This window comes from Candidatus Manganitrophus morganii, from assembly GCA_021651055.1.
GTDB classification, from domain to species: Bacteria; Nitrospirota; Nitrospiria; order SBBL01; family Manganitrophaceae; genus Manganitrophus; species Manganitrophus morganii.
Genome location: JAJHOH010000001.1, coordinates 3,616,964 through 3,633,481, shown reverse-complemented (window position 1 = coordinate 3,633,481; position 16,518 = coordinate 3,616,964). Strand labels below are relative to the sequence as shown.

Here is a 16,518-nt window from a genome sequence, read left to right as displayed (position 1 = left end):
TTAATCGGCTGTCGTGAAGCTTGGTTAAAACGAATTCGCTGGAAACGCCATTGCTGATCAGTGACTCTTTTCCTGTTTCTTAGTCGATTTCTTCGTGAGAGGAATCAGAATGTTAATCCCCCCCCTCGAGGCAAGCGGAACAATGACCAACGCCTGTTCCGTAGAGTAAGTGCCGATCGGTTCGTTTGAATCCCATTGTCGATTCTGATTGCTGTCGACAAAGGCCCTCAGATAATAGGCCCCGGGATGAACCTGAATTTGATACGGACCCGATTGTTCGACGACGGCGGAAGAGGCCGGCCGGGGCGAAAACTGAGGGCGCGTATACACTTCGACGACAATCGGTCCAGGCGGGGTCCCGATGAAGACCACCTCTCCGCTGATCGTCGCCGCTTCGGTCTGAAGCCCGCCCCCCTCCGCTCGATTCGAGTCGATCATCGAGACGAGAAAGACCGCCGCGATCAAAAACCCGAGCGGGATCTTTCCGGATCTCATTTCTGCTCCGGTTTGGGAGAAGACTCCCCTTCCACAATTTTTGAGAAATCGCCGAACTCATTGAAGAGGGTCCGGACCCAGGAGAGGAGGCTCAGCCGGTTCTCCCGGATCTCCTCATTGGGGTCCATCACCATCACCCCTTCGAAAAACCGGTTCAGCGGAACGTATAAGGTGGCGAGCATCTCCAAGATCTGCTCGTACCGGCCCTTTGTCCAATAATCGCCGATTCCTTCATTGACCGTATGGATCGCTTCGTGCAACTCCTTCTCTACATTTTCTTTTAGAAGGGGGACATTAACCTCACCCGAAAAGCCTTTGGGAAGAATCCGGATGGCCCGCTTGAAGCTGATCATCAGCGGTCCGAAAAGCGGCTGCGTCGAAAAACGGACCAACGCCCTCGCGAAATCGACCATGACATGGGGGCGGTCGAGCTTTCGGGCAAGGACCGCGTCGATCAGATCGTAGCGAACCCCTTCGGATTGGAGGTAAGAGGCGACCCGTTGCTTGAGGAAGGTGTTGACCTCCTCCGCCACCCGTCCGGCCGAAAACTTCCGCTGATCCTCATAGAGGCGAATCGATTCCGAAATGGCGGCCTGAAGAGAGAGGGGTCGGAGCGGCGAGCCGTCGGCGACCAAAATTTGAATGAGGCCGAGTCCCTGCCGCCGCAAGGCGTAAGGATCTTCCGAACCGCTGGGAATCAGGCCGACGCCGAAACAGCCGATGATGGTATCGAGCTTGTCGGCGACCGCCAGAACCTGGCCGATCGGCGTTCCGGGAAGGGCCCCACCGGAGTAGCGGGGAAGGTAATGCTCCTCGATCGCCGCGGCGACGGCGCGATCCCGTCCATCCATCTCGGCATAGATCTTCCCCATCGTTCCTTGAAGCGACGGAAATTCACGGACGACGCCGGTGACGAGGTCTGCCTTACAAAGCATGGCCGCCTCCTGAACGGCATTTTCTCCGGGAACGTCGACCTGTTTTGCTATAAAACCAGAGAGATGAATCAGTCTCTGAGTCTTCTCATACAATGTGCCTAGTTTTTCTTGGAAGGTGACTCCCGTGAGCCCCTCGACTTTATTTCTTAATGAGCTCTTTCTGTCTTTCTCAAAATAAAATTTCGCATCGACCAGGCGAGCGCGCAATACCCGCTCATTCCCTTTTTGGATTGTTTCAGATTTTGGAGACGGGTTATTCACGATGGTAATGAAGTTTGGAAGGAGCTTGCCGTCGGAAGCTTCGAGGGGAAAGTAGCCCTGGTGCTCTTTCATCGGTGCGATGATCACCTCTTTGGGGACCTCTAAGAAGGAAAGATCGAAAGAACCGCAGACCGCTTTCGGATATTCTACCATAAACGCCGCCTGCCAAACGAGCGTTTCATCCTCCTCAATCCGCCCTTTTTTCTCGGCGGCCAGATCGGCCATCTCTTGGACGATCAGATCATATCGTTCTTTGGGGTCGATCAGGACAGACGCCTTGCGAATTTTCTTCCGGTAATCGGAAAAGTCGGCCACCCGAAACGGCCCCGGGGAAAGGATCCGGTGGCCGTAGGAAATCCGATCGGCCTTCACCCCCGCGTAGGAGAACGGAACGACCTCTCCGCCATAAAGCGCCACGATCCAGCGGATCGGTCGGACGAAGGCAACCCCTTCACCGTTCCAGCGCATCGACCGGGGAAAATCGAGCGAGGAGAAAATTTCAGGAAGGATTTTTTTAAGCAGGACTACGGTCGCCTCCCCCCGCACCTCTCGCTCGACGAAGAGGTATTCCCCCTTCTCGGTCTGCCGGACTTTGAGCTCGGAGACGGCCACTCCCTGCGATTTTGCAAAGCCGAGCGCCGCGGAGGTGGGATTCCCTTGCGGATCAAACCCGACCTTTTTTGCCGGTCCGGAGACCGTCTCGATTCTCGTCTCTTGTTGGGGGGCCAGTTGCGGGAGATAGAGCATCAGACGCCGGGGGGTTCCATACACCTGGGGAGGATCGAAAGGAATCCCAAGCGGGGCCAATCGCGCCGCGGTCTCCTCCCGAAGCTGCTGAAGGGTAGCGGCCATGATATTGGAAGGGATCTCTTCGACCCCGATTTCGACCAGCAACTCCTCCGAAGATTTTCCCTTCGGCTTCGCGGTGGTCGTTCTCCCTTTTTTTGTCGCCCCGGCGCCGGTTCCTTTTTTGGAAGTGCTACGAGGCATTTTTCTTGTCCTTTAGGAGAGGAAATCCGGCTTCCTGACGCTGCTTCAGGTATCCCTCGGCGCAGAGACGGGCCAGCCCGCGCACCCGGCCGATGTAGCTCGTCCGCTCCGTCACCGAGATCGCCCCGCGCGCATCGAGAAGGTTAAAGAGGTGGGAGCTCTTGATGCAATAGTCGTATGCGGGGAGGATCAGTCCCTTCGAGATCAAGGCGCGCGACTCTTCCTCGGCGCGCTGGAAGGCCGCCTTGAGGTGTTCCGTATTTGCCTCCTCGAAATTAAACCGGGAAAATTGGACCTCCCCCTCATGATGGACCTGTCCGTAGGAGACCGTGTCGTTCCAGGCCAGGTCATAGACATTATCGACCTGCTGAAGATACATCGCCACCCTTTCCAGGCCATAGGTGATTTCGACCGAAACCGGATCGAGCGGGATCCCGCCGATCTCCTGGAAATAGGTGAACTGGGTAATCTCCATTCCGTCGAGCCGGACCTCCCAGCCGAGCCCCCACGCCCCGAGCGTCGGCGACTCCCAATCGTCCTGGACGAATCGGATGTCGTGCTCCTCCATCCGGAGGCCGAAGGAGGAGAGGCTCTTCAGATAAAGATCTTGGATATTCGCCGGCGCCGGCTTCAGGATCACCTGATACTGGTAGTAATGTTGAAGCCGGTTCGGGTTTTCCCCGTAGCGGCCGTCGGTGGGCCGGCGGGAGGCCTGTACATAGGCGGCGTTCCACGGCTCCGGGCCGAGGGCGCGAAGAAAGGTCGCCGGATGGAAGGTCCCGGCGCCGACCTCGTTATCGTACGACTGAACAATGAGGCAGCCCTGCTCGGCCCAGTATTGATGAAGGGATAAGAAAAGCGCTTGAAAGGTCAAAGGCTTGCGGAGAGAGGGCTTGGCGGCTTTCTTTTGGGGGACAACAGCTTTCAAGAAAAATCTCCATCTTCACTTCGAAAAGACTGAAACCAAAGTAACAAAGCCTGCGGGGAGTTGTCAAGAAAATCGGGCGGAATTTATCCCTCGCCACGCCCGGACGGCTCCCGTTGAGTGGATTAGGGGGGATGGACATCGACGCGGTCGATCGCGCCTTCCTCATTGTGATGGATCGTTAGCCGTTTTGCCCTGTGCCATTGGTTGAGTTGATCGACCTCCACGGCAAATTGACGCGCAATGTCGGCTGGATCGACCCCGGCCGCGCTCTTGCGGCGTTCCTTTCCTCGGAAACGATAGAGATTGTATCCGGCCCAGCCCAATAACACGGCCGCCATGATCAGAATCGTCACCGCATACCAGCCGACCAATTCAAAAAAGGCGAGGTATCCTTCCTGCACGATCATCTCCTGGTAGAAAAGATTGATGCCGAGCAGCCATGCCACCAGACTGACCAACGGCAGCCAGAGGTAAAGCCAAAAGGCCCAGAAAACAAAGGTGACGAGCGAGTAGGCATAGCGCTGCCGCAGTGTCTGCAAACGGGGCTCATTAATGATGATCGCGCTCATGGCCGCAACCCCCGGTCGGGACTTTCCCAACGGCCGCGCCGCTCGTGTTTCTTAAAAACAGCCTTGGGAACGGCGACCACCGTGGTAAAGACACTCAACAGCCAGTAGGCCATCGGATACCAGACCATCCAGTAGTACACTTTGCCGATCCCTTTTTCATAACGCGAATCGATGACCAGACTCACTGCAAATTGCACAAGACAGGTGGTGCCGAGGACAACGCCGTGCCAGCCAGGAATCAGTGAAGGGATCTGGAGGATTTCCGGCAACGGGAAAATCCATCGGGCCACCCAGATGACCGCGACGAGCGCCATGCTGTAGGCCCAAAGGATGCTGATGAAGTATTCCAGACAGACCCCCCACATCCGGCGCTTGCGCCAGGAGAACATGTCGTTGCCATATCGTATCAGCGCCTCCATTCCTCCCTGCGCCCAGCGCAGGCGCTGGCGCCATAACCCGATGATCGTTTCCGGCATCAGAATCCAGCACAGGGCGTTCGGCTCAAAACGGATATCCCAGTGGTTCATTTGCAGCTTCCAGCTGATATCGATGTCTTCGGTGACGGTGTCGAGGCTCCAATAGCCGATCTGCTGCAGGGCGCTTTTGCGAAATCCGGAGACAACCCCCGAGACCGTGAAAACGCGGCCATAAATGCGCTGGGCGCGCTTGATCATCCCGACGATCGCGGAGAACTCGCCGACCTGAATTTTCCCGAGCAGGGTCGATCGCGTCCGGACGCGCGGATTGCCGGTGACCGCGCCGACGCGGGGCCCTTGCAGAAAGTGGCTCATGATCCATGAAGTGGCATGTTCGTCCAGCAAGGCGTCCCCGTCGATGCAAATCAGAAATTCATTCTTAGATATCAACGCCCCCATGGAGAGCGCCATCGCCTTCCCCTGATTTTTTGCCAGATGAACCACGCGCAACCGCGGGGTGCGCTCCGCCAGGGCGTCGAGTATCCGCCCGGTCTCATCGCTGCTGCCGTCGTTGACGGCGATAATCTCAAAAGCAGGGTATTTCTGATTCACCAGAAACTGGATCGTCTCCTCCACGTTCGCTCCTTCGTTGTAGCAGGGAACGATGATGGAGACGGGAGGAGATTCGGGCAACACCGGCGTATTCTCCACGCGGTGCTCCGGACCGGCTTCCCAATGCCTGAAATAAAAGAGGGCGCCGATCATCCAAAGATAGGCCATGAAGAACGGGTAATAAAAAAGAAACTGATAGAGTACTGAAAGAAACTGTGCGAAGAGATCGGCCATTCCTGCCTACTTGTTTGAGTTGGGGCTGAACGACATTCCCCGTTGTATCTCGGACAACTCCGGATGCCCCTTGATAAAATCGTCCGGATAATAACCGAGATTAAGTGCGCCGTTTCTCCTGAGCAGCTGCATCTGCCGGGCGAGCGTCTTCCCTTCGATCGGCGTTTTGGTTTTCCAGTCGACGCTTTGTAATTCAAAAACCGTCCGGTCCAGCCCGCCGGGAACGGCGGCGATCCGCCGGACCAGCGTTTGCAGCCATTGATCGGGATCTTCGGCCCCTTCCAAATAGGGCATCGCCATCACTGCGGTGTAATCGTAGCTCTCCAGAAAGACCGGGAGAGACTGGCTGAACCATTGTTCCGATTCGGGATTCAAAACCACGCCGGCATAGAGATTCCGGGCCGTTTTGATTTCGGGACGAAACACCCTGACCCGATCGGCGAGCTCTTTTGTCCAATCGACAAGGAGTTCGGTCTTGTGCCGGCTCCATTTGTTGTGCAATTCGGGAGAGCGGCGAATCTCGGCGATGGAATGCGGCAGGCTCCATCGGTCTCTGTAATAAACCAGCGCCCAGGGCCCGGCATCTTCGAAATCGGAAAGATAAGCATCATCATGGAAGAGAAGGCCGGAGAAATAAGCCTGCTTAGCCAGGTCTTCATAAATCTCTCCGATCGCATTCCGGACCGCCGGATGAAAAGGCGAAAGCCGAGGGTGTCCGGTCGGTCCATGTGAAGCTCTGCTTGGCGCTTCCGTTTGTACCGAGAACTTCGAGAGGGAATGATCCTCTTTAAATGTAAATCCAAGCACCGGCATCCAGGCATAGACCTGCACGCCGGCCCGTTTGTGCAATTGCCAGGCAACGCGATTAAAAAGATCGGCGCGAACCGGGAGATGGCGATTCGGAAAGTAGAGCGCCTCCGCGCTGCCGTTCCCATCGGGGTCGGCGAAGGCCTGCAAATAAACGGTGTTGATGCCGAGTTGTTTGACCCGGTCGAGTAAAAGACCGAGATTCTGCTCCTGCCGCGCCGGATCTTCATCAAAAATATAGTCGAGATCGACCTGCGCGACCCGGATCCGGCGCGGCGGAGCAAAGTGACGCAGGTCTGAAACAAGATCGGCCAGCGAGGCGTTGTTCATGATGAACACCCGGCGGAGCGCCGAGAGGTCGCTTGCGTCATTCGGTCCGCCGTCGAGCCCCATCGTGATTGTCATGCCGAGCGATCGTGCAATCTCGATCGTTTCCCGGTTGTAGCTGCCGTAAGGCCAGATGACGGCGCGCGGCTTCCGGCCGGTGTGTCGTTCGATCGCCTGAATGCTTTGAGAGAGATCACGGCGGATCCGTTGTAAATAGGCCTCTCCCGTTTCGTAACGGCCGCTCTCCGCGTCGTATCGGAGCGCCGTGGCCGCCGGCTGATCATTTCCCTGGGGATTGGCAAGAAGGCCTTGGTGCAGGTCATCGCTGTGAGAGGCAACCTCCACCAGACCGGAATCGACCATTTCTTTCACCTGGCTCCAGGAAAGAAAACGTTCCCGCGGCACCTGCTCCTTATCGTAGGCGACACGCTCGCCGGAACCGGCTTCCATCCACTTCCCGACCACCGCGACGACGGCGGGGTAGTTGAACAACTTGAGGAGAGGGTAGACCCGCGTGTACATGCTTTGATAGCCGTCGTCGAACGTCAGCAACACCGCATTGTCCGGAAGCGGGCGCCGTCCCTCATTCGCCGCCACGATCTCTTCGAGGCTGATCACTTTATAACCTTGCTCCCGCAGCCAGGAAAAGTGCGCGACGAGGGTCTCGGTCCGGAGGGTGACCACCCCCGGCTCGGCCCCTTCATCCCGAACGTCGTGATAAGCGAGAACGGTAAAGCGATTCTCGGCCATGGCCGGTGAAGGGGAAAACCCGGTCACCCCGATCATGATGATGAGAAGCGCGAGACCCGCCCGTCGGATCATGCCTAAAATCTCCAGTTCAATGTCACATACCAGCGGATCGATGTCTCTGAAACGCCGTCGTAAACGGGGCGGAAGCGTCCGACCCCATAGAGCAGGTAGAGCCGATCGTTCAGATTCCACTCATGCTCATAAAAAACGCCCCAGGTGCCGTTCGATCCGAAACCGCGCTGCAGGTACGTTCCGACCGTCCCTCCGAGGCGATGTAAAAATGATCGCTGATAACGGCGGAAGACCAGCCACTCGTTGGTCAAGCCGATTTCGGCCGACAGATCGCTGCTCGGATTATAATACGAGGCGTTCTCCAGCGTGTTGTTGGAGCCGTAGAAGCCGAGCCGGCCATCGAGTTTGTAGGTGGGGCGGTTGATCAAACGTTGATATCCGACCAAGGAATAGGTGATCCGGCGGTTGCCGTCGCTGAAATCGAGCCATTGGACTCCGGCCCCGATTGAACGGGATTCGTGAAATCGATAACCGGCGCTCAGGCCGACCGACCAACCCTTCACCTCTTCGTTGAGGCGGCCCCGCAGCGGCACGTCGTTGCTGTAGGTGTCCAGAGTCGCCCCCCAGGTCCAGAAATCATTCGGCATCCAGGCGGCGCGCAGGCTGAGCCCCAATTCGGTATCGGGCGAAGCGCCGGTCGAAAGCTCCCCCTCGATTTTGATATCCCGCGCGCGATATTCGAGGCCCGCGCCGTAACGCCGGTAGAGGCCGTCCCCTTCCGGAAATTCGGAGCGGCTGTAAAACCCATGCGCAAAAACGCGATAATTGTAATCGAGGGGACGCGAGTAGAGCAGGAGATCGATCGCGAGATCTTTCGCCCCCTCCTGTGTCCCGCTGTTGTGCCGGCCCGACACCGCCACCCGCAGCTCCCGCATGTTGTGGATGTTCCAACTCCGCCGGAGTCTTTCTACCTGACGATGATCCGGGTAGCGTGTTTCAAGCCCGATGATCCCTTCTTCCGCAGCGCGAAATTCGAAAAGATCGCGCTCCGCTCCGACCTCGCCGATCTGCGCATCGAGCACCTCCGGTTCGATCGACTGGCTCAGCTGGAATTCTTCCTTCGCGCGTCTCGGCCAGCCCCGCCACAAATAAACATATCCAAGGTTCGAGTGGAGATAGGGATCGTTCGGTTGCCGCTCCAACAATAATTCAAAACGCCGTTGAGCCTTGGAGAGCTGCCCCGCCCAGGCATACCCCATCGCGGCGACCGATTCGGCGCGCAACTTTCGCGAAGGGTCCTGCTCTTCGGCGGCCACTGTATCGATCAATTTCAGGGCGGAGGAATATTCTCCCGTATCAAAATAGGCGTAAAAAAGGGCGAGCTTGGCGTCAAAATCGTCGGGATTGCGCTCCAGAATCTTCAAATAAATATCGCGCGCCTTCTCCGGATCTTGTTCGTGGATGTAGGCATCGGCCGCGGCGCGCAACGCATAGTCGGGCATCTCGACCCCTTCGGCCGACAGCGCCTCATAAAGTGCGATCGCCTCTTCCATCCTTTCCCGGTCCCGGAGAGCCGCCATCAGATCGAACCGGGCGCGCTGATATGCCGGCGAGCTCGATTGGCCTCGCCCCTCCAGGCGGCTTAATTGCTCTTGGAGAAGCGGGATGGCGGCGTCGGCCTTTTGAAAGCGGATCGACTGCGCCGCCTGATCGCCGATAATTCTTTCAAACTCTTCATCGCTGAGAAGCTCCGGCTTCTCGCGCGCCAGGGAGGCCGCCAGGTCATGGGCCCCCAATTGTGCGGCGATCAGGATGCGCTGGCGCCGGGCTTCCCGATGTTCCGGATCCAGATGCAGGATCCGGTGGTAAACGGCCAATGCCTCGATGTTTTTTTGATCGAGCCGGTAGGCCTCTGCAAGCGCTTCGAGAATGTCGACTCGTTTTGGATGTTTTTCATCCAAGCGCTTCAGGAGGGGAATCGCTTTTTGAGGGGCGCCGTTATCCGAATAGGCGCGCGCGAGACCGAGCCCGCTTTCCACCCGCTCGGGCGCTTTTTTCGTCGCCATTTCATAAAAATGGATCGCCAGCGGATAATCCCGGATATTGCGGGCCGATCGGCCGAGGGTCTCCAGAAGATAAGGGGGGGCCGCTGCAAGATCGACGCGCGATCGAAGGGAGAGAACCTCTTGATCCCGTCCCGCCCAGCTGAGCACCGTCATGTAATCGTAGAGGTAGAAAGGCTCTTTCGGAAATTCCTCCGCCAGTTGTCGAAGCATCGGAAGGGCCGCGTCATGTTTTCCGTCGCGGGCCAGTTGCAATGCTTTTTCATAACGGAGTTTCGGGGATTCGGCCGCTTCGAGCGGACTGATCAATCCAAATAAACAGAGCAGCACCATCCAGGCAACATTCCAACGACGGGAAGGGAGACGGTGCGCAGCCGCAAAAGTATTTTCGATTCGAGAAAAGGGATCGATCAGAGGAGGCATTCGAGTGTCTGGTCCGGGGGTTTCGATGGAGAGGTGCGTAGAGGGGGGAGGTTGCAAAATGTCACGCTTTCGGTTCTCCGGTTTACCTATGAACGTTTAGCCGGAAGTAATATATACCAAAGCACATTCAAAAGAAAGAGGGAGTGATACAGATCACTAAGACAGGAACATTAAGATCGGCTCGGCGCCGAAGGGGCTTCCGCGGCCCAGGCGGGGGCCGGCATCCCGGTGATGTAGGTCATATGTTGGCCGAAGATGGTCCGGATCTCCGACCGCATGGCGGGGGAGGGCTTCAGGCGATGGGCGACGGTATAGTCCATCTTCTGAGAGGCCCGGAGAAAAGCGAGAGTCCCCTGCGAGATCGTCGCCAGCGGCCCATGGGCGCATTGGGTGCAGACGGTCCCGCCGTCGGCGGGGGAAAAGTAAATTCGCTCCCCCATCGGCCGATGGCATTTGAGGCAGCGATCCCAACGGGGTTGATAACCGGAAAAGGAGACAAGGCGGACGACAAAGAGCAGGGTGGAGAGCTCCGGGTCGGCCCCCCGCTCGAGAAAGGTCAGCCCCTCTAAAAGAAGCCGGTAGACCAAGAGATTCTGCTCCCCCTCCGGGGTCATCCGCTGCACCAGATGGGCCATATGAGAGGCGAGATGAATCTCCCCCCAGTTCTCCCGGAGTTTTTGAAAAGAGTGGACGATGTCGGACTGATTGACCCGGGCCAATTTGTCTCCCGGCTTTTCGAAGACGACGAGGTTGCAGTGGGTAAACGGCTCCAGGGAGGCCCCGAACCGGCTCTTCACACGGCGGGCTCCTTTGGCGACCCCCTTGAGCTTTCCCTTCTTGACGGTAAAGAAGGTAACCAGCTTATCGGCCTCGCCGAGCTTGATGCTCCCGAGGACAATCGCCGGCGTGGTCAGTAAAGACATACCCCCCCTTGCACAGAAAACGTTTTATTTTACTTGATAAAACGGCTTTTTACAAGGAGGGAAGATCGACTCAGAATAACGATCAACCGCTTGCCCGGTTCGCTTTCGATCCGAATCTCTCCTCTCAATAATCGAAGAAAATCCTTCACGATCGCCAGCCCCCAAACCAACCTCTCCATGCCGGCGCGTCATGGTCACATCCGCCTGGAAGAAGGGCTCGAAGATTTCGGGAGGCAATGGGGATATTTAAACTTTCGACACTCGATTGAAAAGAGGCTCTATCGTCTTATACGCGACAGGGACTTGACACAATGCTCCGCCGCCGATCAAACACGATAATAAAGCCGATAAGGGAGGAAAAGGGTGAAGGTCGAGCCCTTGCCATATTCGCTTTCAACGCGGATCTCCCCCTGGAGTAGCTCGACCAGGTCTTTTACAATCCTCAAGCCGAGCCCGACGCCGCCGAACTCACGGGTGGAGTCGGCGTCGGACTGGTAGAACGCCTCGAAGATCTTCGGAAGCGCCTCCGGCTTTATTCCAATGCCGGTATCCTGAACCGCCACCTCGATCCCCCCCTTCGCAGGGGAAGCCTTCGCCTCCATCGTCACCCTCCCCTCAGGAGTAAACTTGATCGCATTCGACAGAAGATTGACCAGAATCTGTTTGATCTTTCCGGCATCCGATTCGATCAGGGGAAGATCGGGGGCCACTTTGTAATCGACCCGGACCGGCCTCCCCTCCGTCAGCCGGCCCATATTTTCCACCAGCTCCTTGAGCAAACCGGCCATCTCGACCTCTCCTTGCTCAACAGAGATTTTTCCCGCCTCGATCTTCGACAGATCGAGTACCTCGTTGATCAACTGCAGCAGATCCCCCGCGTTCCGCTCGATTCCTTCCAAGGCGGTTCGCTGCTCCTCCCCCGCCTCCCTGCAGAGGTCGCCGATGAGATAGGTGTAACCGATAATGGCATTGAGCGGTGTTCTTAGTTCATGGGAAACATTGGAAACGAATTGCGACTTCATCCGGCTCGCCTCCTCCGCCTCTTTGGTCCGCTGCTTGAGCGCTTCGTTGGCCGCCTGCAGCTCCGCCGTCCGCTCTTTGACCCGGTGCTCCAGGTCCACGTTCATTTTTCTGATCTCATTCTCCGCCGCTCTTCGCTCCGTGAGATCACGGGTGACCTTGGAGAAGCCGATCACTTCTCCCGCCGCGTCCCGAATGCAGGTGATCACCGATTCGGCCCAGAACCGCGAGCCGTCTTTCCGAATCCGCCACCCTTCATCTTCAAACCGCCCGTGTTGAAGCGCCTTCTTCAACTCATCATTCGGTTTATCGTTTGCCTTGTCTTCCTCCGGATAGAAAATCGAGAAGTGTTTTCCAATAATCTCCTCAACCCGGTAACCCTTGATCCGCTCCGCCCCCTCATTCCAACTCGTAATCCTCCCTTCGGGGTCGAGCATGATGATGGCATAGTCTTTGACCCCGTTGACCAAGAGACGGAAGCGCGCTTCGCTCGTTCTGATCACATTTTCCGCCTCTTTTTTCTCGGTCAGATCGCGGGTGATTTTAGAGAACCCGATCACCTTTCCCCGGTCATCCTGAATACGGGTAATGATCACGTTGGCCCAAAACCGCGAGCCGTCTTTCCGAATCCGCCACCCCTCATCCTCAAACCGCCCATCCCTCAGCGCCGCGGCGAGGTTTTTGAACGGCTTCCCATTTTCGATCTCCTGCTTCGGATAAAAGAGCGAAAGCGGCTTGCCGATAATCTCATCGGCCCGGTACCCCTTGATCCGCTCCGCCCCCTCATTCCAGCTATTTACATTTCCCTGAAGATCGAGGAGGAAGATCGCATAATCCCTCACCTCTTGAACGAGCAGACGGTAGCTGTCGAGCTTGTCTCGAAGGAGTTCGTGCTGATGGGGCTTTTCCATATAAATTACTCCGTTAATTTCAGATTGGAAGCGGGACGGTGAAGGTCGATCCCTTTCCATATTCACTCTCGACCCGGATCTCCCCTCTCATATCAATGCAGCAACTCCTTTGGCAGATCACAGAGACATCATGCCTTGGAAAAAACAGCATTGTTATCAATGATGCAGCGCGTCACCCCGGAACGGTCGCAACGGGATGACCGAGCATGGAAAAAGACAGTCCGATTGATTATAGGTTAAGGCTTACCACGATTCAAGAGGTGAGATCCTTGGGTAGTGACTCAGTCTGGAATCAATTCTGGATTGTCATTCCCGCGCAGGCGGGAATCCAGTGATTTAAAACCTCTGGATGCCCGCTTCCGCGGGCATGACGACTTTGGAATTTCAAAATGACTCATTACCGATCCTTGGCGAGGCCCTCCCAGCCGAATCGGGGCGAAACGAAACCGAAGTTTCGATCGAGGGGGGGTGCGGGCAAGACTTTTTTTACATAGATTTTACATAGAATTGTTGCGCAGAACGGGACAACGGTGTACAATCTGATCGTTTGTGTGCAGGCATTTCCATGTGGGATACCCTGATCGATCAATCGAATCAAAATAAAATACAAGGAGAACAAGTAAAACAATGAAGAATTTTGGCAAAGTGACGTTGGCGGCCTGGATCGTGGCGATCTGGGCACTGGGGGGATGCTCCAAAGCACCCACCGCCGAAATTGAAGCAACACAGAAGTCGGTCGAAACGACCCGAGCGGCCGGTTCATCGGACTACCTGCCGAATGAGGACAAGGCGCTCTCCGATAAATTGAACGCCGCAATGCAGGAGGTCAAAACCCAGGAAGAGAAGATGGCGCCATTCCGAGATTACGAGCAGGCGGAGAAGATGCTCGCCGAGGTGCGCCAGGAGGCCGATCAGCTCCAGAGCGTCAGCGCCCAGAAAAAAGAAGAGGCGAAGGTGCAAGCGGTAGAGGTCCAAGCGGCCGCAACGCAGGCCGTTCAAAGGGCCGAGGGGCTCTTGGCCCAAGCTCCCGCCGGGAAAGGGAGCGAGGCCGATCTGGCGGCGCTGAATGCTGATGTCGCCGCTTTGACTGAATCGATGCCGGCGGTCCAGCAAGCGATCGACCACGGCGACTACCGCGACGCCATCTCCAAAGCAACACCGATCAAGGAGAAAGCCGACTCGATCAGCGCCGAAGTGGAGCAGGCCGTTGAGAAGGTGAAAGCGGCCGAGGCGGCGAAAGCAAAGTCGAAAAAAGGGAAAAAGAAGAAGGCCTGATGGCGGCAGATCGGTTTCATTCCGCATTGCGCAAGGAAGGAAAAGCCCGGGGAGGGTCCTCCGCACTTTGGAGGGTCCTCTCTCGGGCCCTTTTTTGTGCCCTCTTCGGCGCAAGCCTGAGCGGCTGCAGCGAGCCTCCCCCTCTGATAGAACTCGAGCAGGTGGACCGGATCGAGAAGGCCCTCTGGAACACCGGGGCCAAAGAATTCGCACCGGAAGAATATCTTCAATATCAAGAACGGGCCCAAGTTCTTAAAGAGACCTTTTCACGCGAGCGTGCAAGGTGGTCTGTCGTTCGGGAATATGACGAGATCCGCAACCACTTGACCTCCCTCTCGTCCGAAGGAGAGATCCTTCTGCAGTCGGTCTCTTTGAAGAAAAACAAGACCCGGGAGTCGGCCGTTGAAGAGGTCCGGTCGGTGGAGACGCTCGCCAATCGGCTGCGGGAGCAATCGGAGAAGCTCTTTCTGACGAGGCCCGCGCGAAAGAAAGCGGTTCAGGCGGAGCTCCTCCTCGGGGAGGCCCGGCACGACATCGACGAAGGCCGGTATCGCGCCGCGCGCGAGCAGGCAAAACGGGCCCGGACCCTTCTCGAACCGGCCGAGCGGGAGATCAACGCGACCCTGAACCGCTACCTGGAGCGGAAAAATGTGGTCCGCTGGCGGCGGTGGGTGCGCGAAACACTCGATTGGTCCCGAAGGAACGCCGCTCCGGTGATCGTCGTCCGCAAGGCCGAACGAACCTTGACCGTCTATCAGGGAGAGCGCCCGATCAAGGTGTATCCGATCAATCTGGGGTTCAATGGGCTGAACGACAAGCGGTCGGTCGGCGACGGGGCCACCCCCGAAGGAGCCTACCGGGTCATCTTGAAGAAAGACCTGGGAGAGACGAAGTACCACCGGGCCCTGCTGATCAACTACCCGAACGAGCGGGACCGAACCCGGATCAAACGGGCCAAGCGACTCGGCGGGCTGATCGAAATTCACGGCGGAAGGAACGAGGGTCTGGAGGAGACGTTGGGCTGCGTCGCCCTCGACAACGACCAGATGGATGACCTCTTCAGCCGGGTTCCCAACGGGACCCCCGTCACCATCGTGGGAACTACAAATGACTTGACATCGACCGATTTTGCTCTGTAGGATACGCCATGCGAAACCGCTTTCGATCCTTTCAAGACGGCCGATGGAAATCGCGATGGGGGATCTTCCTTCTCGGAATCGTTCTCCTCACGGTCTCCTTCTTTTCTTTCGAAACCAAGACGCCGGCCACCGCGGCCTCGACACCTTCGGGAAAGAAGGTCGCCTCCGCCGGCTTTAAGAAGCCCGTCCCATCCAAATTGAACATCGAAGATAAAAAGTTCCGCAAGGCGATTCAATCCCTCTCTCCCAAAGGGATCTATGCCGTCGTCGATACGGCTCAAAACCGCCTCTTCCTGAAACAGGGAGAGAAGGTCGTCTACCAGGCGGTGGTTTCAACAGGGAGCGGAACCACCTTGACCGATCCGAAAAACCCCGGCCGAAGCTGGCTCTTTGAAACCCCCCGGGGTGAGTTCCACGTTAAATCGAAAATTCGAAATCCGGTCTGGATCAAACCGGACTGGGCATTTATCGAAGAAGGGGAGGCCCTGCCGACCGATGCCGATGACCGGATCGAGGCCGGCGTGCTGGGAGAATATGCGATCTCCTTCGGAAACGGTTATTTCATTCACGGCACCCTCTACACCCGGATGTTGGGGCAGAACGTCACGCATGGCTGTATTAGAATGGCCGATAAAGATCTGGAGGTCGTCTACAAACGCCTGCCGAACGGGGCGCCGATTTATATCTTCTGAGCCCCACCCCCATCATGAAGCAATACTTCCAGTTGATTCTTCTCCAACTCAAGCCCCTTCCCAACACGGGAAAGGCCTTTTGTATCCTCGTGCTCTCTCTCGTTCTCCTGGTCCCGCGCACCGCGCTCCAGGCCGATCCGCAAGGATCCGACGCCCGGCGGAAGGAAAAAACTCTCCAAACCGAGTTGGATCTCGCCAAGAAAGGGATCGTCTACACCGTTCTCGATCTCTCCGCCCGGCGGCTGACCTTAAAAATAAAGGGCCTTGCTCTAAAGGAGTTTCACTTCAGCGACGTCTCATTCGGTAAGGAGAATGTCTCCTCCGGATCGGCATACCGCTTATTCAAAAAATACCCTCCCACTCCGACGATTGAAAAAGAGATTCCCCCTTCAAACGCTTCAGAAGCTTCAGCCCCCCCGGTTTCTCCCCTTCTCTCCACCGAATCGGTCTTTGTGGCGGTCGGCGACATGCCCTCCCGGTACCGGCTCTACTTTGAGGATGGATTGATGATCTCGATTGTTTCTGTGCTTCAGGAATGTGATTGTGGACGGATTGAAAAGGGGCTGCGTCTGGTTAAAGAAACGGCCACCACTCTCTCCTGGGAAGCGGGACGCCTCATCGTTGATCGGCGTTATCCCGATCTTCGCCTGACGCTGTCTGAAGAGGAGGCACAGGCCCTTTACTGGTCTCTTTCGGAAGGGGCGTGGCTTTTGGTTCAGTCAGGACCATAGCGGGA

At 56.9% G+C, this 16,518-nt stretch carries 13 protein-coding genes; 4 read left to right on the top strand and 9 right to left on the bottom strand.

The window, feature by feature from the left end; all coding sequences use genetic code 11:
* Positions 1-57 precede the first annotated feature (57 nt).
* The 9 genes from MCM46_16660 to MCM46_16620 form a co-directional block, all read right to left on the bottom strand.
* Positions 58-495: a hypothetical protein gene (locus tag MCM46_16660; protein MCG3113448.1), complete on the bottom strand. Its 438-nt coding sequence runs from the start codon at positions 493-495 to the stop codon at positions 58-60.
* A complete protein-coding gene (gene glyS / locus MCM46_16655; GenBank protein ID MCG3113447.1) occupies positions 492-2,681 on the bottom strand; it encodes a glycine--tRNA ligase subunit beta in 2,190 nt (729 codons plus the stop codon). Before glyS ends, MCM46_16660 begins: the two co-directional genes overlap by 4 nt.
* On the bottom strand, positions 2,671-3,609 hold the full coding sequence (locus MCM46_16650; protein MCG3113446.1) for a glycine--tRNA ligase subunit alpha: 939 nt from the start codon (positions 3,607-3,609) through the stop codon (positions 2,671-2,673). Before MCM46_16650 ends, glyS begins: the two co-directional genes overlap by 11 nt.
* A 122-nt stretch (positions 3,610-3,731) precedes the next feature.
* On the bottom strand, positions 3,732-4,178 hold the full coding sequence (gene pgaD, locus MCM46_16645; GenBank protein ID MCG3113445.1) for a poly-beta-1,6-N-acetyl-D-glucosamine biosynthesis protein PgaD: 447 nt from the start codon (positions 4,176-4,178) through the stop codon (positions 3,732-3,734).
* Positions 4,175-5,440 carry a poly-beta-1,6-N-acetyl-D-glucosamine synthase gene (pgaC, locus tag MCM46_16640; protein ID MCG3113444.1) on the bottom strand — a complete coding sequence of 422 codons (1,266 nt, stop codon included), beginning with the start codon at positions 5,438-5,440 and terminating at the stop codon, positions 4,175-4,177. Before pgaC ends, pgaD begins: the two co-directional genes overlap by 4 nt.
* Positions 5,441-5,446: 6 nt before the next feature.
* A complete protein-coding gene (pgaB, locus tag MCM46_16635; GenBank protein MCG3113443.1) occupies positions 5,447-7,396 on the bottom strand; it encodes a poly-beta-1,6-N-acetyl-D-glucosamine N-deacetylase PgaB in 1,950 nt (649 codons plus the stop codon).
* Between the two features lie 2 nt (positions 7,397-7,398).
* The gene (gene pgaA, locus MCM46_16630; GenBank protein MCG3113442.1) at positions 7,399-9,732 is read right to left on the bottom strand and encodes a poly-beta-1,6 N-acetyl-D-glucosamine export porin PgaA; all 2,334 of its coding nucleotides are present in this window, start codon (positions 9,730-9,732) and stop codon (positions 7,399-7,401) included.
* A 260-nt stretch (positions 9,733-9,992) separates the two neighbouring features.
* Entirely contained in the window at positions 9,993-10,745 is a 753-nt protein-coding gene (gene recO, locus MCM46_16625) for a DNA repair protein RecO (GenBank protein ID MCG3113441.1), read from the bottom strand.
* A gap of 326 nt (positions 10,746-11,071) precedes the next feature.
* Positions 11,072-12,676: a PAS domain-containing sensor histidine kinase gene (locus MCM46_16620; GenBank protein ID MCG3113440.1), complete on the bottom strand. Its 1,605-nt coding sequence runs from the start codon at positions 12,674-12,676 to the stop codon at positions 11,072-11,074.
* Positions 12,677-13,303: 627 nt separating this feature from the next.
* Between MCM46_16620 and MCM46_16615 the strand changes: the two genes are divergently transcribed.
* Genes MCM46_16615 through MCM46_16600 form a run of 4 tightly spaced genes read left to right on the top strand, consistent with a single transcriptional unit; the run spans position 13,304 to position 16,513 of the window.
* Positions 13,304-13,951, top strand: coding sequence for a hypothetical protein (locus MCM46_16615; protein MCG3113439.1), 648 nt, complete (start codon positions 13,304-13,306; stop codon positions 13,949-13,951).
* On the top strand, positions 13,951-15,090 hold the full coding sequence (locus tag MCM46_16610; GenBank protein ID MCG3113438.1) for a L,D-transpeptidase: 1,140 nt from the start codon (positions 13,951-13,953) through the stop codon (positions 15,088-15,090). Before MCM46_16615 ends, MCM46_16610 begins: the two co-directional genes overlap by 1 nt.
* An 8-nt stretch (positions 15,091-15,098) precedes the next feature.
* Positions 15,099-15,782, top strand: coding sequence for a L,D-transpeptidase (locus MCM46_16605; protein MCG3113437.1), 684 nt, complete (start codon positions 15,099-15,101; stop codon positions 15,780-15,782).
* Between the two features lie 14 nt (positions 15,783-15,796).
* Positions 15,797-16,513 carry a hypothetical protein gene (locus tag MCM46_16600; protein ID MCG3113436.1) on the top strand — a complete coding sequence of 239 codons (717 nt, stop codon included), beginning with the start codon at positions 15,797-15,799 and terminating at the stop codon, positions 16,511-16,513.
* Positions 16,514-16,518 lie beyond the last annotated feature (5 nt).